This is a genomic window from Methylocystis sp. IM3 (assembly GCF_038070105.1).
Taxonomy (GTDB): Bacteria; Pseudomonadota; Alphaproteobacteria; order Rhizobiales; family Beijerinckiaceae; genus Methylocystis.
This window is the reverse complement of record NZ_JBBPBZ010000002.1, coordinates 2,539,207-2,558,411: the sequence shown is the minus strand read 5'-3', so window position 1 is coordinate 2,558,411 and position 19,205 is coordinate 2,539,207. Positions and strand designations below refer to the sequence as shown.

Annotated in this window: 18 protein-coding genes; 13 read left to right on the top strand and 5 right to left on the bottom strand. The window is 63.5% G+C overall.

Translation table 11 applies throughout. The features are described 5' to 3' along the window. Positions 1 to 42: 42 nt before the first annotated feature. Together WOC76_RS14470 and WOC76_RS14465 are read left to right on the top strand one after the other, a co-directional pair. Positions 43 to 1,509 (top strand): lipopolysaccharide biosynthesis protein, encoded by a 1,467-nt coding sequence (locus WOC76_RS14470; protein WP_341105906.1) that lies wholly within the window; start codon positions 43 to 45, stop codon positions 1,507 to 1,509. A 153-nt stretch (positions 1,510 to 1,662) separates the two neighbouring features. Next, complete coding sequence (locus WOC76_RS14465) at positions 1,663 to 2,670, top strand: FkbM family methyltransferase (protein ID WP_341388804.1); 1,008 nt, start codon at positions 1,663 to 1,665, stop codon at positions 2,668 to 2,670. A gap of 135 nt (positions 2,671 to 2,805) precedes the next feature. On the opposite strand, the gene WOC76_RS14460 is transcribed toward WOC76_RS14465, so the two are convergent. Then, positions 2,806 to 5,070 (bottom strand): lytic transglycosylase domain-containing protein, encoded by a 2,265-nt coding sequence (locus WOC76_RS14460; RefSeq protein WP_341388802.1) that lies wholly within the window; start codon positions 5,068 to 5,070, stop codon positions 2,806 to 2,808. Between the two features lie 204 nt (positions 5,071 to 5,274). On the opposite strand from WOC76_RS14460, the gene dapA reads away from it, so the two are divergent. Next, a complete protein-coding gene (gene dapA, locus WOC76_RS14455; RefSeq protein WP_341105913.1) occupies positions 5,275 to 6,168 on the top strand; it encodes a 4-hydroxy-tetrahydrodipicolinate synthase in 894 nt (297 codons plus the stop codon). 9 nt (positions 6,169 to 6,177) lie between these two features. Then, positions 6,178 to 6,654 carry an SsrA-binding protein SmpB gene (gene smpB / locus WOC76_RS14450; protein WP_341105915.1) on the top strand — a complete coding sequence of 159 codons (477 nt, stop codon included), beginning with the start codon at positions 6,178 to 6,180 and terminating at the stop codon, positions 6,652 to 6,654. A gap of 143 nt (positions 6,655 to 6,797) precedes the next feature. Here the strand turns inward: smpB and WOC76_RS14445 are convergent, their stop codons facing one another. Further along, positions 6,798 to 7,409 (bottom strand): LabA-like NYN domain-containing protein, encoded by a 612-nt coding sequence (locus tag WOC76_RS14445; RefSeq protein ID WP_341105917.1) that lies wholly within the window; start codon positions 7,407 to 7,409, stop codon positions 6,798 to 6,800. A 379-nt stretch (positions 7,410 to 7,788) separates the two neighbouring features. Here WOC76_RS14445 and rpoZ point away from each other — a divergent pair, with 379 nt between their 5' ends. The 8 genes from rpoZ to recO all read left to right on the top strand — a co-directional run bounded on the left by rpoZ (position 7,789) and on the right by recO (position 14,963). Continuing rightward, positions 7,789 to 8,175 carry a DNA-directed RNA polymerase subunit omega gene (gene rpoZ / locus WOC76_RS14440; protein ID WP_341105919.1) on the top strand — a complete coding sequence of 129 codons (387 nt, stop codon included), beginning with the start codon at positions 7,789 to 7,791 and terminating at the stop codon, positions 8,173 to 8,175. Between the two features lie 152 nt (positions 8,176 to 8,327). Continuing rightward, on the top strand, positions 8,328 to 10,541 hold the full coding sequence (locus tag WOC76_RS14435; RefSeq protein ID WP_341105921.1) for a RelA/SpoT family protein: 2,214 nt from the start codon (positions 8,328 to 8,330) through the stop codon (positions 10,539 to 10,541). Positions 10,542 to 10,585: 44 nt separating this feature from the next. Beyond that, the gene (locus tag WOC76_RS14430; protein ID WP_341431464.1) at positions 10,586 to 11,347 is read left to right on the top strand and encodes a pyridoxine 5'-phosphate synthase; all 762 of its coding nucleotides are present in this window, start codon (positions 10,586 to 10,588) and stop codon (positions 11,345 to 11,347) included. Positions 11,348 to 11,456: 109 nt separating this feature from the next. Then, positions 11,457 to 12,227, top strand: a complete 771-nt coding sequence (gene lepB / locus WOC76_RS14425) for a signal peptidase I (protein ID WP_341108763.1) — start codon at positions 11,457 to 11,459, stop codon at positions 12,225 to 12,227. A 10-nt stretch (positions 12,228 to 12,237) separates the two neighbouring features. After that, positions 12,238 to 12,927: a ribonuclease III gene (gene rnc, locus WOC76_RS14420; protein ID WP_341105923.1), complete on the top strand. Its 690-nt coding sequence runs from the start codon at positions 12,238 to 12,240 to the stop codon at positions 12,925 to 12,927. An 84-nt stretch (positions 12,928 to 13,011) separates the two neighbouring features. Next, positions 13,012 to 13,917: a GTPase Era gene (era, locus tag WOC76_RS14415; RefSeq protein WP_341108764.1), complete on the top strand. Its 906-nt coding sequence runs from the start codon at positions 13,012 to 13,014 to the stop codon at positions 13,915 to 13,917. A gap of 29 nt (positions 13,918 to 13,946) precedes the next feature. Continuing rightward, on the top strand, positions 13,947 to 14,153 hold the full coding sequence (locus tag WOC76_RS14410) for a DUF1737 domain-containing protein (protein WP_341108765.1): 207 nt from the start codon (positions 13,947 to 13,949) through the stop codon (positions 14,151 to 14,153). A gap of 96 nt (positions 14,154 to 14,249) precedes the next feature. Next, complete coding sequence (recO, locus tag WOC76_RS14405; protein WP_341105926.1) at positions 14,250 to 14,963, top strand: DNA repair protein RecO; 714 nt, start codon at positions 14,250 to 14,252, stop codon at positions 14,961 to 14,963. A 4-nt stretch (positions 14,964 to 14,967) separates the two neighbouring features. Here recO and WOC76_RS14400 read toward each other — a convergent pair whose 3' ends face one another. Continuing rightward, positions 14,968 to 15,297 (bottom strand): hypothetical protein, encoded by a 330-nt coding sequence (locus WOC76_RS14400; RefSeq protein ID WP_341105928.1) that lies wholly within the window; start codon positions 15,295 to 15,297, stop codon positions 14,968 to 14,970. Positions 15,298 to 15,433: 136 nt separating this feature from the next. Between WOC76_RS14400 and parC the strand changes: the two genes are divergently transcribed. Further along, positions 15,434 to 17,695, top strand: a complete 2,262-nt coding sequence (gene parC, locus WOC76_RS14395; protein ID WP_341105929.1) for a DNA topoisomerase IV subunit A — start codon at positions 15,434 to 15,436, stop codon at positions 17,693 to 17,695. A 59-nt stretch (positions 17,696 to 17,754) separates the two neighbouring features. Here parC and WOC76_RS14390 read toward each other — a convergent pair whose 3' ends face one another. Beyond that, on the bottom strand, positions 17,755 to 18,351 hold the full coding sequence (locus tag WOC76_RS14390; protein ID WP_341108766.1) for a hypothetical protein: 597 nt from the start codon (positions 18,349 to 18,351) through the stop codon (positions 17,755 to 17,757). 2 nt (positions 18,352 to 18,353) lie between these two features. Beyond that, positions 18,354 to 19,202: a serine O-acetyltransferase gene (cysE, locus tag WOC76_RS14385; RefSeq protein ID WP_341388793.1), complete on the bottom strand. Its 849-nt coding sequence runs from the start codon at positions 19,200 to 19,202 to the stop codon at positions 18,354 to 18,356. Between the last annotated feature and the right edge of the window lie 3 nt (positions 19,203 to 19,205).

The window sequence follows — 19,205 nt, the reverse complement described above, 5'->3', positions numbered from 1 at the left end:
AAGTTCGGCGACGCCCGTCTTCTCGGGATTCTGGTGGCCCTGATGTCGAAGAACAAGGCGACGGTTGCGACCTTTTGGAGCGGCGCGGATCTTATCCTGCGCCAGCTCGTGCAGTTTATTGTTTCGGTCACGCTTGCTCGATTGCTTGCGCCGAGCGATTTCGGCGTCATCGCGCTTCTTGGGCTTTTTTCCGGAATTGCTTTGGTATTTGTCGATGGCGGCATGAGTCTCGCGCTCATCAGCCGCAGAGGCGGGGCGCCGGACGAGGAGACTTCTGTCTTCTGGTTCAACATAGTGATGGGCGTCATATGTGCGGGTCTTCTGACGTTCATATCCCCGCTCGTCGCACGCTTCTACGACCAGCCGGTGTTGCAGCCGCTCATGAGCGTCGTATCGGCTCAGGTCATCATCGGATCGCTCGGTTCCGTTCATTCGGCGCTCTTGACGCGCAGCCTGCGCTTTCGCTCCCTCCTCATCGTCGGCGCGACGTCTTCCGCAATCTCCGGGGCTGTTGGCGTTGGTCTCGCCCTATCTGGGTTCGGCGTTTGGGCCCTGGCCTGGCAGGGGTTGTCCATGTCCCTGACCAGCACGACGTTACTCTGGCTGGTTGGGGGCTGGCGTCCCAAACTGACGTTCAATGTCGAGCACGTGCTGTCCCTGCTGGGGTTCAGTGGCAATCTCGTTATAAATGCCTTGCTCGATGTCGCCTACAATCAGGGTTTCTCCCTGATTATCGGCAAGCTTCACAGTATCGATCAGCTTGGTTTTTACAACCGAGCCTCGGGCGTTCAGGCGCTCCCGAGCACATCGCTTTCTGCGATCATCTCTCGGGTCGCTCTTCCGATCTTTTCCGCGCGCGCACATGATCTCGAAGCGATACGCCGAGGCGTTGGCATCGCCCTGCGCGGCGCCATGGCGATCAATGTGCCCATCATGATCGGACTTGGAGTTTTGTCCGATATTGTCATATCCGTATTGTTTGGCGAGAAGTGGCTGCCCGCTGCGCCTATCCTTTCAATCTTGTGCATTTCAGGATTGCTCTGGCCTATTCATGTCATAAATTTGCAAGTATTGCTTGCGCGTGGCGATTCTAATACTTTTCTGCGAATGACCGTGAAGAAGCATATCGTTGGCATTGTCGCTATTGTGGTCGGAAGTTTTTTCGGGATCGCCGGTCTCGCGTGGAGTCAAATCGTATTTGGCGCCATCGCGGCGGTCATTAATACCGCTCCTTCCGGTCGCGCATTAGGGTACGGGCTCACCGCCCAGACCCGCGACATTTCTGGAATCATGGTTGCAGGCATGCTCATGGGCTTTGTGCTCATGAACGCGCGGAGCTTAATTATCTTGTCGCCCATTGCAGAGCTTTTTGTAATGGTCTCGCTGGGTGGCGCTGTTTATTTCGGGATCGCCCTCGTTTTTCGCATGACGTTTCTCATGGAGGCGTGGGAGATTTTGACCAATGTTGTCAAGTCGCGCGCCGCTCGGGTTGCTCTAACGATGGACTGAGATTAAAATCATTCGAGATATAAAAACAGCGAGAATTAAGAAATGGCAGCAAGGAATGCGCTTCAGCGGGTCCTTCATGGCGTCAGGGGTTTAAGGCACGAGGTCGCCTTATCGCTTTTGGAAAAAAATCGACGCCCCGGATTCAGTGGGGAGATGATCGACTTCATTCTAAAAAGCAGAAAAGAGCGTGTTCGCCCACTGGTTGATGATTGGCGTTTCCCCAACATGGTTCTTTCAGTGTATCAGCCTGATACCGCCTCCCGAATTCTTTCTTTCATACAGGATAATTCAGACGCCATAGATCATGTCGCCTCTCTGTACAAGGATGAGGAGTCGCGACATCTCTTCAAGGCATTGTTTGCATATCGCGCTCTTGGACCTCTCCATATGTCCTTGCCTCGTCACTTTGATTTGTCTGACGCCTTTCTCAAGGCCAAAGAAATGGAGATGGAGGCGTCCTCTGAGCAATTTCCTCCTTTCGAGGTTTCTGTATATAAAGTGCCATTCGACAGCGTTGATCTTAACATTGAATGTTGGCTAGGGAACATCGTGTATTCGTTTATTGCCGAACAATACTATTTCCATAGGAATGACGTGCAGATTGGTCCGCGTGCTGGCGACATTGTCGTCGATGCTGGAGCGTGTTTTGGAGACACGGCGCTTGGATTCGCTGCATCGGTTGGCCCAACAGGTTCCGTGCACGCTTTTGAACCTATACCCAAGCAAGCCTCGGTATTCGAACGGAACACCCAACGTAATCCGACGGTGAAAGGGAGAATCCACCTCCACCGGTATGCTCTGAGTGACACTCCGGGCCAGAAGCTCCAATTTTCTGACTCCGGTGCAGGGGCGCGCGCTTCGGAGAAGGGCGCTGTCGAGGTCGAGACGACTTCCATCGACACGCTCGTGGATTGCGGCGTTCTTCCACGCGTAGATTTTATCAAAATGGATATCGAGGGCGCAGAAGTGGATGCGCTAAAGGGAGCCGCAAAGACGATCAAACAGTTTAAGCCGCGTTTGGCGATCTCAGTTTATCATCGCGAATCTGATTTTATAGAAATACCTCAGCTGATTAGCTCGTTTTGCAGCGAATATGACTTATTCCTCGATCACCACACCGTCCATCAGGAAGAGACGGTACTGTATGCGTTAGCTCCCTGATTGCGATTCTAAAAAAGCTGAAGGTGTATCAGCGTCTGAACCGTGAATTTTTCCAGTCCTGTATAAAGCACACAGGCGCTGATCAATCTGGCTTTGCCACCGCCGGCCGCAGGTCTCGATCCGACCGCGAAACCCTCACGTCCCGAAGCGCGCGAGCTGCACCTGCGGCGCGGGGGTGCCGGTGTCGCCGAATTTGGCGCGATAGACCACAAAGTTCTCCATCACGCGCTGCACGTAATTGCGTGTTTCGGTGATGGGGATGCGCTCCACCCAGTCGATCGGATCGACATTGGGCTTGCGCGGATCGCCATAGGCGTCGATCCATTGCTTTACGCGCCCGCCGCCGGCGTTATAGGCCGCGAAGGTCAGGAGATAGGCGCCCCTGTATTCGCCGAGCAGCGTGCCGAGATGCGCCGCGCCGAGCCTGGCGTTGAAGGCGGGCTCCTTGATCATGCGCGCGGGATCGAAGGGGAGGCCGTGCTGATAGGCGGTGTGGCGCGCCGTCGAGGCGATCATTTGCATCAGCCCCATCGCGCCGGCGGAAGAAACCGCCTTCGGATCGAAGGCGCTCTCCTGCCGCGCGATCGCATAGACGACCGAGCGCGAGGCGGAGTTGGGAAGCGCGTCGAAGTTCGGCACGCCATAGGAGGGGAAGGCCACGTCGTCGAGCGGCACGCCGCGATAGGAGGCGCTCTTGCCGAAGACGAGCGACAGCTTGGCGTCGCGCTGGCTGGCGATGGCTTCGCCCAGCGCCGCGATCTGCCGGGTGTCCGGCATGTTTTTCGTCGAGTCGAGCGCGAGCGGCGCGGCGACGTCCCTGTCGCCGGTCGCGAGCAACAGCTCCACGACGCGCACGGCCTCGTGGCGCTCGTGATCCCGCGCGGCCGCCGGGGCGGGGCGCAGCGGCTGGTCTTCCGCTCCGAGCTTGGCGCTCGCGAGCTGACCGTAGAAGGTCGTCGAATGGGCGGCGGCCTGCCGATAGAAGTCGCGCGCCTTCGCGTCGTCGTCGGTCGTGTGATAGGCCTCGGCGGCCCGGCCGCGCCAATAGAGCGCTCGCGACTTTTGCAGCGGCGTCTCCGCGACCTGATCGAGCGCCGCGAAATGGCGCGCCGCGCGCGACGGATCGTCCAGGAAGCGCAGCGCGATCCAGCCCGCCATGAATTCCGCTTCGACCTTGTTGCTGGTCGATTCCGCGCAATGCTGCGATGCAATCAGATAGGCGGTGTCGGCGTCGCCCATGTCGAGCAATTTGCGGGAGGTCTGGCGCCGCTCCGCCCACCAGGCGTCGCCGTCGATCACCTTCGCGGGGTCGGTCGGCGCCTTGCGGAAGAGCGCGCCGGCGTCGGTGAACTTCTTGGCGGTGTTGAGGCTGCGAATGCGCGAGAAGAGCAGGCCGGGGTCGTTTTGCAGCGACGGCGGCACGGCGGCGAAGAGCTTCTCGCCGCCGGCGCCGTTGTTCGCCGCGGCGCGCGCGCGGGCGAGCAGCGCGACATCCTTGCCGACGAGTTCGGCGGCGCGCAGGCCGAGCACATTCTTGCCCGCGTAAAGCAGGCGGTCGGCGCGATATTTATGATCCTCGACCGTGAGCAGCGCGCCGAGCTCCTTGTAGAACTGGGTCTCGAAACTCTGACCGAGATCCTCTTCGCGCCACGCCTCTTTCGCGAGTTGCGCGGCCGTCTCGAAATCTCCCTCGCGCGCGAGGGCGCGGGCGAGGGCGAACTTGCCATAGGCCGTCTGCGGCTTTGTTTCGGCGAACCAGCCCCTGACGATGCGGTCGGGCTGGTGCTCCGCGACGAGCGCCTCTTCCGCGCGGCGGCGCAGCCAGTCGGCCGCCGGCCAATCCGGATGGGCGGCGATGAAGGCCGTGATGCGCTTGAAGCCCGCCTCGTGAGAATGCAGCTTCAGGCCCACCCAGCGCGCGGCCGTGTCCGCGAGATTGGTCTGGAGATTGGCCGCAGCCTCCTCGCCGCTGGCGAAGTCCCCGGCGCGGAAGGCGGCGAGGGCCGGGTAGAAATTCTCGAAATCAGCCCCCAGCAGCTTCGCCGGATCGACGGCGCCCGGCGCGCTGGCGCGGGGCCAGCCCTCCGGCGGCGCGTAACGGGCGAGCGGCGAAAGGGTCGCCTCGTCCTGTCCAAAGAGCGTGGCCTGGGGCGGATGCGCGGCCTCGGTATGAGGCGGCTCGCCCGTGACAAATCCGCGCACCGCTTCCTCGAGGTTGCCGACGCGGGCGCGCCAGGCGCCGACGCTGAACGGAACATAGGGAACGACGTTCGAATATTCGGGCCGCGCTTGGCGATCGCTCAGATCATCGAGGCCGGTGAAGGCGGGCGTGATCAGGGCGATCGCGGCGGTAGTGGCGAGGAGCTTGAGGCGCATCGAAACCCGTGGAGGCAAAGTCATCGCGTTTCGCTTCCGTCTTCAGAGGCTGGACCCTAATGGTTTACGAATTCTCAACCATGAGCGTCGCCGTGTCGCCGGCGCCTGCGCACGCCCAACTGGCTTCAGGTGGGGCTTTTCTCACAAGCGCCCAGCCGCTATGAAAGACGCGAGTATCATTCGGACGCGAATACGGCGGCTGTGAGGCGCGAGGAAGTTGCTGAATCTATGAGCAAAAAGCCGATTTTTCATGGGTCGATCACGGCTCTCGTCACGCCTTTCGCCAATGGAGAGGTCGATTATGAGGCGCTTCACGCGCTCGTCGGCTGGCAGATCGAGCAGGGAACGCACGGCCTCGTTCCCGTCGGAACGACGGGCGAGAGCCCGACGCTGAGCCATGAGGAACATGGCCGGGTCGTTACGGAAACCATTCGCGCGGCCAAGGGGCGCGTGCCGGTCATCGCCGGCGCGGGCTCGAACAATACGCGCGAGGCGATCGCCCTTGCCGGCCATGCGGAGCGCGCCGGCGCCGACGGGCTCCTGATCGTCACGCCTTATTACAACAAGCCCAATCAGGAAGGGCTTTACCTGCATTTCAAGGCGATCAACGACGCCGTGTCGATTCCGATCGTCATCTACAACATTCCGCCGCGCTCGGTGATCGACATGAGCGTCGATACGATGAAGCGGCTTTCCGAACTCAAGAACATCGTGGGCGTGAAGGACGCGACCGGCAATATCGGCCGCATTTCGCTCCAGCGCGAGGCGATGGGACCGGATTTCATCCAGCTTTCGGGCGACGATCTCACCGCGCTCGCCTGCATGGCCGCCGGCGCCCATGGCTGCATCTCCGTCGTCTCCAACATCGCGCCGCGCCTCTGCGCCGACTTGCAAAACGCCTGCCTTGCAGGAGATTACGCCAAGGCGCTGGAGATCCAGGACCGTCTCGTGCCGCTCCATGTCGCGACCTTCCTCGAGGCGGGCGTGACCGGCGCGAAATATGGCCTGTCGCTGCTCGGCAAGGCGCGCGAGGAGGTGCGGCTGCCGCTGGTGCCCTCCACCCAGGCGACCAAGGACCGCATTCGCGCCGCCATGATCCGCGCCGGCGTTCTGCCGGCTTAAGGACGGGTCGTGGCCGCAAAGCAGGAGCCAAATCACAAGGTCGTCGCGGACAACCGCAGGGCGCGCTTCAATTACGAGATTGGCGAAACCTTCGAGGCGGGCCTCGCCCTGACCGGAACGGAGGTGAAGTCGCTGCGCACCGGCAAGGCGACCATCGCCGAGAGCTACGCCCATGTCGACCGGCATGGCGAGGCTTGGCTCGTGAACGCCAATATTCCGGAGTATCTCTCCGGCAACCGCTTCAACCACGAGCCCAAGCGGCCGCGCAAACTGCTCCTGAAGTCGCGGGAGATCGCCAAGCTCGCACAGGCGGTTGAGCGTGAGGGCATGACCATCGTGCCGCTGAAGCTCTATTTCAACGACAAGGGCCGCGCGAAGCTGCAGATCGCCCTCGGGCGGGGCAAGAAGATCCACGACAAGCGCGAGGTCGAGAAGAAGCGCGACTGGAGCCGCGAAAAAGGCCGCCTCATGCGGGAAAAAGGTTAGCGATCCAGCCGCGTTCCCTCATGGCGGGGCTGTCCCCGCCATCCACGCTGGCAAGGTCGCGGCGCTCGGTCATGATCGCCCGCACCAAAAAAGAAAGCCCGGCGCGGGGCCGGGCTCGTGTCTCGGAAAGTCGGTGAAGCGCGTCAGCCTTCGTCGTCCTCGTGGCCCGCAGTGACGGGCGCGGGCATGGGGCGACGCTCCTGATAACGCTGCATGCGCTCGGCGCGCTCGCCCGGATCACGGCCGATCTTGCCGACGAGGTGGATGAGGTCGATGAACTCGTCCGCCTGGCGGCGCAGCTCGTCGGCGATCATCGGCGGCTGAGTGGTGATCGTCGAGATGACGGAGACGCGCACGCCCTTGCGCTGCACGGCCTCGACGAGCGAGCGGAAATCGCCGTCGCCCGAGAACAGAACCATATGGTCGATGTGCTCGGCCATCTCCATCGCGTCGACCGCGAGTTCGATGTCCATATTCCCCTTGACCTTGCGGCGGCCGAGCGAGTCGACGAATTCCTTCGTGGGCTTCGTCACGACAGCGTAGCCGTTGTAGTCCAGCCAGTCGATCAGCGGGCGAATGGAAGAATATTCCTGATCCTCGATCAGTGCCGTGTAATAGAATGCGCGTATCAGGCGGCCCTTGGCTTGGAACTCACGCAGCAGGCGCTTATAGTCGATGTCGAAGCCAAGCGACTTGGCGGTGGCGTAGAGGTTGGCGCCGTCAATAAATAACGCAATACGTTCGATATCAGCCATTTTATTCTCGCATTCGGTTCTGTAACGGTCGCCTTTCCAAGGCTCCAGGTCGGCCGGGCTTTCCGCGCATTCAACCCTGTTGAAGCGGCCTTGATTGTCGACAAACCGCCGTCGCACTCATTTCGGTAGGGCGCCTTTGTCGAAATTTGGACGCCGCAGCGTCACGGCTGGTAATTTGCGCCGTTGTGACGCAACGTCAAGAGGAACTACGGCGTCAGGCGCGCAATACTTTGTAAAATTTCCAAGAATCGGGTGTTTTGGCGCTCAATGTGGGCGCCCTTAACCCGCTATGGGCGTGAGAGAAGCTCAGGCTGCGATTGATCTGTCAACCGTATTGGTGTAACTGCCCACTTTCCCCACAGACAGGAGCTGCGGACAGATGGCGCGCGTCACCGTCGAAGATTGCATCGACAAGATCGAGAACCGATTCGATCTGGTTCTCCTGGCGGCGCATCGTGCGCGGTTGATTTCTTCCGGCCAGCCGATTCTCGTCGATCGGGATCGGGACAAGAACCCGGTGGTCGCCCTCCGCGAGATTGCCGAGACGGCTCTGTCGCCCGGCGATCTTTCGGAAGACTTCATCCATTCCTTGCAGCGGCACGTCGAGGTCGACGAGCCGGAGGCCGAGGCCGCGCCGGCGCTGACTCCCGCCGCGGGCGGCGACATCGAGGGCGAGGCGCAGTTCGACCGCATGACCGAGGAAGACCTTCTGCGCGGGCTGGAAGGCCTGGTGCCGCCGGCCGAGGTCGAGGAAGACGGCGAGTAAAGGCTCCCTGCGTCGCTGTCTTCTCTTGGAGACAGCGGCAAAGCTGCGCTACAATTCGGGTTCCTTTCCAGCGGCTGACGCCGCCCGCCGCGCGTCCCCCGGCGCCGGACAACGGGCGGCAGGCCGCGCTGCCTTGTCGTGGCGTCTAGCGCATGATGCGTCAATATGAGCTTGTCGAACGGGTTCGCAAATACAACCCGAATGTCGACGAGGATTTGCTGAACCGCGCTTATGTATATGCGATGAAGGCGCATGGTCAGCAGACGCGCGCCTCCGGCGATCCCTATTTTTCCCATCCTCTCGAAGTCGCGGCCATACTGACGGACCTCAAGCTCGACGATGCGACCATCGTCGCGGCCGTGCTGCACGATACGATCGAGGATACGGAGACGACGCGCGAGGAGATCGATCGCCTCTTCGGCGAGCAGATCGGCAGGCTGGTGGACGGCCTCACCAAGATCGAGAAGCTCGACCTCGTCTCCAAACAGGCCCGGCAGGGCGAGAACTTCCGCAAGCTGCTCCTCGCCGTCGCCGAGGACGTGCGTGTGCTGCTCGTCAAGCTTGCCGACAGGCTGCACAACATGCGCACGTTGCACTTCGTGCCGCCAGAAAAGCGCGCCCGCATCTCGCAGGAGACGCTGGATATTTACGCGCCGCTCGCCGGGCGCATGGGCATGCAGCGCCTGCGCGAGGAACTGGAGGGGCTCGCCTTCCGTCATCTGATGCCGGAGGCGCACCAGACGATCGAGCAGCGGCTGCACGACCTGCGCGCCAAGAACGGCCGGATCATCAAGAAGATCGAAGATGATCTGAAGCGCGAGTTCTCGGACCGCGGCATCGAGGCGGCGGTGACGGGACGCCAGAAGACGGCCTATTCCGTCTGGCGCAAGATGGAGCGCAAATCCATCTCCTTCGAGCAGCTCTCCGATATTTTCGGTTTTCGCATCCTCGTCGGCACGGTCGAGGACTGCTACCGCGCGCTCGGCGTGGTGCACGCCAAATGGCCGAATGTGCCCGGCCGCTTCAAGGACTATATCTCGACCCCGAAGCAGAACGACTACCGCTCCATTCACACGACGGTGATCGGCCCCGGCCATCAGCGCGTCGAGCTTCAGATCCGCACGGCGGAGATGCACGAAATCGCCCGCTTCGGCATCGCCGCCCATGCGCTCTACAAGGATGCGACGGGCGACGAGGGGCGCGAGGAGCTTGCCAAGGAAAGCCGCGCCTTCCGCTGGTTGCAGGAGACGCTCGACCTCCTCGCCCATGGCGACAGCCCCGAGGAGTTCCTCGAACACACGCGGCTGGAGCTTTTCCAGGATCAGGTGTTCTGCTTCACGCCCAAGGGCGGGCTCATCGCCCTGCCGCGCGGCGCGACTCCGATCGATTTCGCCTATGCCGTGCACACCAAGCTCGGCGACTCGGCGGTGGGCGCCAAGATCAACGGCCGCGTCGCGCCGGTGCTGTCGCATTTGCAGAATGGCGACGAGGTGGAGATCATCCGCGCCGAGGGCCATGTGCCGCCGACCGCCTGGGAGGCCGCCGTCGCGACCGGCAAGGCGCGCGCCGCCATCCGCCGCGCGACGCGCGAGGCCGTGCGCCAGCAATATGCAGGACTCGGCCGCCAGATCGTCGAGCGCGCCTTCGAGCGGGCCGTCCGCGTTTACTCTGACGACAGGCTGAAGGCGGCGCTGAAGCGGCTCGCGCGGCCGTCGATCGACGACGTTCTGGCGGCGGTGGGGCGCGGCGAAATCTATTCGGGCGACGTCGTGAAGGCGGTCTATCCGGATTTCACCGAAGAGCGCAAAACCCCGCAGGCGCCGATGGCGCCGGGCGAGCCCGGCTGGTTCGGCGTCAAGGCCAACGCCAATGTCGTTTTCAAGGCGCCGGGCGCCTCTGGCGACGGGGACGCCGGGGCCATTCCCATCCGTGGACTGCGCGGCGACGCGCCGGTGCGCTTCGCGCCGGAGGGCGGCGCCGTGCCGGGCGATCGCATCGTCGGCATTTTCACGCCGGGCGAGGGGATCACCATCTACCCCATCCAGTCGCCCTCGCTCACCGCCTTCGACGACCAGCCCGAACGCTGGCTCGACGTGCGCTGGGACATCGACCCGGAAAACCGCGCTTTGTTCCCGGCGCGGATCGTCGCCACCGCCATCAACGAGCCCGGCACGCTCGGCGCGCTGGCGACGCTGATCGGCGAGACGGGCGCCAATATCGACAACATCGGCTTCAAGGCGCAGTCCCCCGATTTCCGGGAAATGACCTTCGATCTCGAGGTCGCGGACCTCAAGCATCTCACCAGCGTTCTGACCAAGCTGCGCGCCAGCCCCTTGATCAGCAAGGTGGAGCGAGTGATCGGGTAGGGCGCGCGGATGACAAGCGGATCGGCTCCGCGCTAAGAGAGTGCATGACATCATTGCCTCTTCGCCTCGGCGTCAACGTCGATCACGTCGCCACCATCCGCAATGCGCGCGGCGGCCCCAGGCCCGATCCGGTGCGCGCGGCGCTCCTCGCCATCGACGCCGGCGCGGACGGGATCACCGCGCATCTGCGGGAGGATCGGCGGCACATCACCGACGCCGACATGGCGCGGCTGAAGGCCTCGATCGGCAAGCCGCTGAATTTTGAAATGGCGGCGACCGGGCAGATGCTCGACATCGCCCTCGCCACCGCCCCACACGCCGTCTGCCTCGTGCCGGAGAAGCGCACCGAGCGCACGACGGAAGGCGGGCTCGACGTCATCGGCGGGCATGATTATCTCGCGCCCTATGTCGACCAGCTGACGCGCGGCGGGATCAGAGTCTCGCTCTTCATCGAGCCGTCGCCGGAGTCGATCGACGCCGCCGTCTCGATCAAGGCCCCGGTCGTCGAGCTGCATACCGGCGCCTGGTGCCATGCGGTGGAGGTGGGGGATGAGGCGCTCGCCGAACGCGAATTCGCGCGCGTGCGGGAAGCCGCCGCCTATGCCGGCGCGCGCGGGCTCGAAGTCCACGCCGGCCATGGCATGGATTATGACACCGCCCGCAGGGTCGCGGCGCTGCCGCAGATCGTCGAGCTGAATATCGGCCATTTCCTCATCGGCGAGTCGGTCTTCGTCGGCCTGGCCGAATCGATCCGCAATATGCGGAAAGCTATGGACGCGGGGCGGGCGGCGGCTCTCGCCCCCTAAGCGCCCTCGGCTGGTTCTCATTGAGGCGACGCCGTGCTAAGCGGATCGTCGGGTGGGATTTCGCACGCCCCCAAGGTCAAGGAGCAGTGGCTTGAGCAGGAACGTCCCGGTGGCGCAGAAGCAGGAAGAGGGCGGAGTTCTCGAGACCATCAAGGTCATCATCCAGGCGCTGGCCATTGCCCTGGTCATCCGCACGCTGCTGTTTCAGCCCTTCAACATCCCCTCGGGGTCGATGATTCCGACGCTGCTGATCGGCGACTATGTGTTCGTCTCGAAATACGCCTATGGCTATTCGAATTATTCCATGCCCTTCGGCCCCAATGTCTTTCCGGGCCGCGTGCTGGCCTCGACCCCCAAGCGGGGCGACGTGGTCGTGTTCAAGCTGCCGCGCGACAATGAGACGGACTATATCAAGCGCGTCATTGGCCTGCCCGGCGACCGCATCCAGATGATCGAGGGGCGCCTCTATCTCAACGGCGTCGTCGTGCCGCGCGAGCCGATCGAAAAGGCGGAGACGGAGAACCGGGAAGGCCGCGAGGTTCCGGTCGCGACCTACAAGGAAACGCTGCCGGGCGACGGCCAGCATCCGGGCGTGGAGCACACGATCATCGAGATCGAAGGCGACCATGGCGTGAACGACAATACCGAACTCTTCGTCGTGCCCCCGGATCATTACTTCATGATGGGCGACAACCGCGACAACTCGACGGACTCCCGCATCGCGCCGGAGATCGGCGGCGTCGGCTATGTGCCCTTCGTCAATCTGGTCGGCCGCGCGGAAATCATTTTCTTCTCGGTGAAGAAGGATGAGTCGGCTCTGGCGTTCTGGCGCTGGCCCTGGTCCGTGCGTTGGGGCCGCCTGTTCAAGTCGGCGCATTGAGCGGCGCGCCATGGCGCGGGGCAAGCCTGACCTGGCCGCGCTCGAGGCGCGCATCGGGCACGAGTTTTCCGACCGGGACCTGCTGTGCTGGGCGCTGACTCATGTCAGCGCCGCGGCGCGCCGGCCTGATTCCTATGAACGGCTGGAATTTCTGGGCGACCGCGTGCTCGGCCTCGCCGTCGCCCATATGATCTACGAGAGCTTTCCCGACGACAGCGAGGGCGAACTCTCGCGGCGTCTCGCGGCGCTCGTGCGCAAGGAAACCTGCGCCGAGGTCGCCGAGCTCTGGGGCGTCGGCCCCTACATGCGCCTCGGCGAGGGCGAGGCCCAGACCGGCGGGCGCAAGAAGCGCGCGATCTTGGGAGACGTGTGCGAGGCGATCATCGGCGCCGTTTTCCTCGACGGCGGGACAGAGGCGGCGGAGCGCGTGGTGCGCGCCGCTTTCAGCCCTAAAATGCTGGAGGCGGGCCGCAATCTGCGCGACGCCAAGACCGCGCTGCAGGAATGGGCGCAGGCGCGGCGTCTCGCCCCGCCTCGCTATCGCCTGGTTTCGCGCAGCGGGCCGGATCATGCGCCGTCTTTCGAACTCGCGGTCGAGATCGACGGATTCGAGGCGGCGATGGGGGCGGGCTCGTCGAAACGCATCGCCGAGCAGGCGGCCGCAGCGGCCTTCATGGCGCGCGAGGGCGTGGAGGGGTAGGCTGCCGCCCCGGCCCTCTTCCCGCAGTGGGACGAGGGAGAGAGAGTATCAAAACGGAAAAAGCCAGTGAGCGACGCTGACGACATGCAACAGGAAACGCGCTGCGGCTTTGCGGCGCTCGTCGGCGCGCCCAACGCCGGCAAGTCGACGCTGCTCAATCAGCTCGTTGGCGCCAAGGTCTCCATTGTTTCGCGCAAGGCGCAGACGACGCGCGCCCTCGTGCGCGGCATCGCCATCGACGGGCCGGCGCAGATCGTGCTCGTCGACACGCCCGGCATCTTCAAGCCGAAGCGCAGGCTCGATCGCGCCATGGTCGCGAGCGCGCTCTCCGGCGCGGCGGACGCCGATGTGGTGGCGCTGCTCGTCGACGCGCGCAAAGGTCTCGACGAAGAGGTCGAGGCGATCCTCGCGCAGCTCGCCGAGGCGAAGGCGCCGAAAATCCTGGTGCTGAACAAGGTCGACATCGTCGCGCGCGAAAAGCTGCTGGCGCTGACTGCAAAGCTCAACGAGCGGGAAAAATTCGAGGAAACCTTCATGGTCTCCGCGCTCACGGGCGACGGGGTCGAGGCGCTGCGCCATGCGCTGGCGAAGCGGATGAAGCCCTCTCCCTGGCTCTATCCGGAGGATCAGCTTTCCGACGCGCCGCTGCGCCTGCTCGCCGCCGAAATCACCCGCGAGCAGATCTACGAACGCCTCCACGACGAATTGCCTTATCAGTCCACGGTCGAGACCGATTCCTGGACGAATCAGAAAGACGGCTCCGCGCGCATCGAGCAGACGATCTATGTCGCGCGCGAAGGGCAGAAGCGGATCGTGATCGGCGAGGGCGGGCGCACCATCAAGGCGATCGGACAGGCGGCGCGCCGCGAGATCGCCGAGGCCGCGGAGCAGCCCGTGCATCTCTTCCTTTTCGTGAAGGTGAGGGAAAACTGGGCGGAGGACCCCGAGCGGTATCGGGAGATGCGGCTGGAATTTCCCAAGGGCCAATAGGACCGATCATGGCGAAGAAGCAGAAGACGCTGACCGTTTATCGCTATCTCACGGGGCCAGACGACTCGAGCTTTTGCCACCGCGTCACTGAGGCGCTGAGCAAGGGCTGGAGCCTCCATGGCGGACCGACGCTGACCTTCGACCCGACGCAGAACCGCGTGATCTGTGGCCAGGCGGTGGTCAAGGAAGTGGAGGGGGCGGAATATCATCCGGACATGAAGCTGTCGGAGCAGTAACGGCGTCTGCGGCGGCGCCACACCTGGCCCCACCCCGCAAGGGGGAGGGGACTTGGATTGTTCGTGCTGCAAGGGGTTGAATTAAGACAGAGCCTCATGGAATGGCAGGATGAGGGCCTCGTCATCGGAGCCAGGAAACACGGCGAGACCTCCGTGATCCTGGAGTTGATGACCCGCGCGCATGGTCGCCATCTCGGCGTCGTGCGCGGTGGCCGGTCCAAGACCCTGCGCCCGGTCTTGCAGCCCGGCAATCTCGTGGCCGCCAGTTGGCGCGCGCGGCTCGAGGATCATCTCGGCGCCTTTTCCGTGGAGCCCGTCTCGTGGCGGGCGGCGCGCTATCTCGATCGCGCCGCGGCGCTGCATGGCGTCGCCCTGCTTTCCGCGCTTCTGCGACTGCTCCCCGAGCGCGATCCGCAGCCGGAGCTTTTCCACACGGCCAACGCCATTGCAGCGCGTCTCGACGCAGCGGACGCCGCGGGGCCCTTGCTGGCGCGATTCGAACTCGCCTTGCTGGCTGCGCTGGGCTATGGCCTCGACCTGAGCTGCTGCGCCCTCACCGGGACGCGCGACGATCTCGCCTTCGTGTCGCCGAAATCCGGCCGTGCGGTCGCGCGTTGCGCCGGCGCGCCCTGGAGCGCGCGGCTCCTGCCTTTTCCGGAATTTTTACGGGAAGCGTCCGACGAGGCGTCGCAAACGGAAATTGCGGACGCCTTCCGTCTGACTGGCTATTTTCTGACGCGAGACGTTCTTGCGCCGCGCGGCGTTTCCATGCCCGCGGCGCGAGCGCTTTACCTCGAAGCTCTCGGATAGTGGCTCAGCGCAGTTCGTCGCAGATGATCCGCGGCTCGCGATTCGTTACGCCATATCCTTCGTCCGTATCGACGAGGATCTCCCGGCACATCGCCTGCATGGCGGTTTCGTCACGGGATTGCGCCTGATGGGGAGCGTGCGAGGGGACGAAATTATTGTTCGCAACCTTCTTGCTCTCCAGCGCCAGAGCGGGGCTCGCAACGAGCGCCGCACCAATAACCGCAAGAATTCTGAGGGTTGATGGCATGTCCAAAAACCGTACCAATGTCAGAGAAAAGCGCTTGAGCAGAAACGGCGCCGTGATGTTGTCTTTGTAAGTAGCGTCGTGAATCATCGCAAGCTCTAATCGTAGCAATTCGACTTAAAAATTATTGTTTACATTGTAACATCGGGATCGGCGGGGCCGCGCTTGCGCCGCGCGCCCGGAGCCCATAGGAAAACTCGAAGCGAAGGAAACAGGAACGCATTGAATGGCGCAAAAAGGCGGTTCGGCGGGGAAGAGCAAGGATGGCGGCGGCGAGAGCGTCGTGACGCCCGTCGATTTGCGCGAGGCGCTCGAAGAACGTTATCTCCGCTATGCGCTCTCGACGATCACCGACCGCGCGCTCCCCGATGCGCGCGACGGCCTGAAGCCCGTTCATCGGCGCATTCTCTATGGAATGCACGTGTTGCGGCTGGACCCCGGCGCCCCGTTCAAGAAATGCGCCAAGATCGTCGGCGACGTGATGGGTTCCTACCATCCACATGGCGACCAGGCGATCTATGACGCGCTCGTGCGGCTCGCTCAGGATTTCTCCTCGCGCTATCCGCTCGTGGACGGGCAAGGGAACTTCGGCAATATCGACGGCGATTCGGCCGCCGCCTATCGCTACACGGAAGCGCGCATGACCGCCGTGGCGCGCGCGCTGCTCGACGGCATCGACGAGGATGCGATCGACTTCAAGCCGAATTATTCCGGCGAGGAGAAGGAGCCGATCGTTCTTCCCGCCGCCTTGCCCAATCTCCTGGCGAATGGCGCGCAGGGTATCGCGGTCGGCATGGCGACGTCGGTCCCGCCGCACAATCTCGCCGAGCTGTGCGACGCCGCGCTCTATCTCATCTCGCACCGTGGCGCGACCAGCGAGCAGCTTCTCACCTTCGTTCAGGGACCGGACTTTCCAACGGGCGGCGTGATCGTCGACAGGCGCGAGGACATCGTCGAGGCCTATCGTACGGGCCGTGGCTCATTCCGCGTGCGCGCCCGCTGGACAAAGGAGGAGGGCCAGCGCGGCGGCTGGGTCGCCGTTGTCACCGAAATTCCCTACGGCGTTCAGAAGTCGCGGCTCATCGAGAAGCTCGCCGAGCTCATCGCCGAGCGGAAATTGCCGCTGGTCGCCGATGTGCGCGACGAATCCGCCGAAGACGTGCGCATTGTCTTCGAGCCGCGCACACGCAACATCGACCCGGCGCTGATGATGGAGACACTTTTCAAGCTCTCCGAACTCGAGGCCCGCTTCAGCCTCAACATGAATGTGCTGGTCGACGGCGTGACGCCGCGCGTCGTCTCGCTCGACGAGGCGCTGCGTCAATGGCTCGATCACCGCCGGGCGGTCTTGCAACGCCGCTCCCGCCACCGGCTCGCCGCGATCCTGCGCCGCATCGAGCAATTGGAAGGCATGATCATCGTCTTCCTCAATCTCGACGAGGTGATTCGCATCATCCGCGAGGAGGACGACGCCAAGGGCGAGCTGAAGAAAGCGTTCAAGCTCACCGACCTTCAGGTCGATTATATTCTCGACACGCGGCTGCGGTCCTTGCGCAGGCTCGAAGAGATGGAGCTGCGTCGCGAACTCGACGATTTGACGAAGGAGCGCGCCGATCTCGAGGAGCTGCTCGCCGATGAAGGCAGGCAGTGGAAGGCGATCGCCAGCCAGGTGCGCGACTTGAAGAAGCTCTACGGCCCGACGACTGCGATCGGCAAGCGCCGCACGACCTTCGAGGACGCTCCCGCGACCGTCGATCTCGACCTCGCCGAGGCGATGATCGAGCGGGAGCCGATCACGGTTGTGGTTTCGAAGAAGGGGTGGATTCGCGCGCTCAAGGGCCATGTGCAGGATCTGTCATCGCTGCAATTCAAGAGCGACGACGAACTCGATACGTCCTTCTTTGCGCAGACGACGACGAAGATTCTCGCCCTGGCGTCCAATGGCAAGGCCTATACGCTCGACGCATCTAAGCTTCCCGGCGGCCGCGGCCATGGCGAGCCGGTCCGTCTCTTCGCCGATATCGACGAAGGCGCGGACCTCGTGCGCGTCATGCCGCACAGCGGAGGATCGCTCCTGCTCGTCGCCGACGACGGGCGCGGTTTCGTCGTGACGCAGGACGATTTGCTCTCATCGACGAAGAAAGGCCGCGCCGCTCTCTCCGTCGATCCGCCTGCGAAGCTGAAAGTCGTCGCCGAGGCCGAGGGCGATCACGTTGCGGTCATCGGCGAGAACAGGAAACTTCTGGTCTTCCCGCTCGAGGAGGCGCCGCGCATGGCGCGCGGAAAGGGCGTCCGGATGCAGCGCTACAAGGATGGCGGCGTGTCGGATGCGAAGGTTTTCGCCCTTGCGGACGGCCTCACTTGGACCGATTCCGCAGGCCGCGTCTTCACTGTCGCGGCGGCGGAACTGTCCGAATGGATGGGGCACCGCGCCGAAGCGGGGCGGCTGCCGCCGCGAGGGTTCCCGAAGAACAATCGATTCGGGTGAGGTCGCAGGGCCCCACCCGAGCCCTCTCCCGCATCAGCGGGGTAGGGAAAGGGAGGAGGTCAAGACGGTTTCGAGAAGTTCGGAATTTTGAACCCGAGCTTCCCCTGCCGCCAGAGCGTGAAAGCCGCCGCGCCGGCCACGACGGCGAAAGCGCCGAAGCCGATGTAGAGGTAGAATTCCTCATCTGTCATGAGGCCCACGGAGAAGGGGTGGCGGCCCTCGAAGCTCCTGGCGCCGTCGTCGCTCGTGAGCTTCACGTAAAGCACGTAATTGCCGGGCTGCCGGAATTCCTGATCGAAATTGACCATGCCATTGCGAAATTTCTGCAAGGGCAGGCGGCCCACGGCGTCGGCCTCGGGATCGGCGGCGCCATTTTGGTCCTTCGCGCGCAGAACGCGGATGTCCCACGTCATGTCGCGCAGCTCATTGTCGGCGGCGTCGAGCACGATCACCGAAGGACCGATGTCGGGAAGGGCGTCGCATTCGCGGTCGATGCTCTTCTTGGGCTGCATCGCCACGAATTTCATCGACTTGGCGCCCACTGTAATGGGGCATTCGGGATCGTAATAGTGCCAGCCCGCGGCCCGCGCGTCGCGCGGGGAGACGCCCGCGGCCAAAAGGAGGGCAAAAGCCGCGCCGATCAGTCGTTTCTTCACCTTCAAAGCCCCGTCCTCGTATCCGACGCCGCATCCAATACCGCGAGCATCTGGTCCATGGCCAGAGCCGGTTCCGCGCATTTTGAAACTCCAACGACCCGCGCCGGAACCCCGGCCACGGTCTTGTTGGCGGGCACCGAATCGAGCACCACCGAGCCTGCCGCAATCATCGCGCAGCGCCCGATCTCGATATTGCCCAGAACCTTGGCTCCAGCGCCGATGAGGACGCCGCGCCGGATCTTCGGATGCCGGTCGCCGCGCGACTTGCCCGTGCCGCCGAGCGTCACGCCATGGAGCATGGAAACGTCGTCCTCGATGACGCTGGTCGCGCCGATGACGACGCCCGTGGCGTGATCGATGAAAACGCCCTTGCCGATTCGCGCGGCGGGGTGGATGTCGGTCTGGAAAATCTGCGAGGACAGGCTCTGGAGGGTCAAGGCGAAGTCGCTGCGTCCGTTCATCCACAGCCAATGCGCCAGCCGGTAGGTCTGCAGGGCGTGGAAGCCCTTGAAATAGAGCGCCGGCTCCAGAAGTCGCGTGCAGGCGGGGTCGCGCTCGACAACGGCCAGAAGATCGGCGCGGAACGCCTCGACAATGGACGGGTCCCGGGAAAGGCAGGCGTCGAAGGCTTGTTTGATGGCGGCATAAGGCGCTTCGGGCCGGTCGAGGCGCTGGGCGACCCGGTGCACGACGACCCCCGCTGTCGAATCCTGCGCGAGAATCGCCGGATAGATGAAGCCGCCAAGCTCCGGCTCGCGCCGCAGCACATCCTCGGCCTCGAGCCGGAGCCGTCCGAGCAAGGGGTCGAATTCGATCACGGACGCGGTCTGTTCCCGCGGGTCGGCGGCCATCAT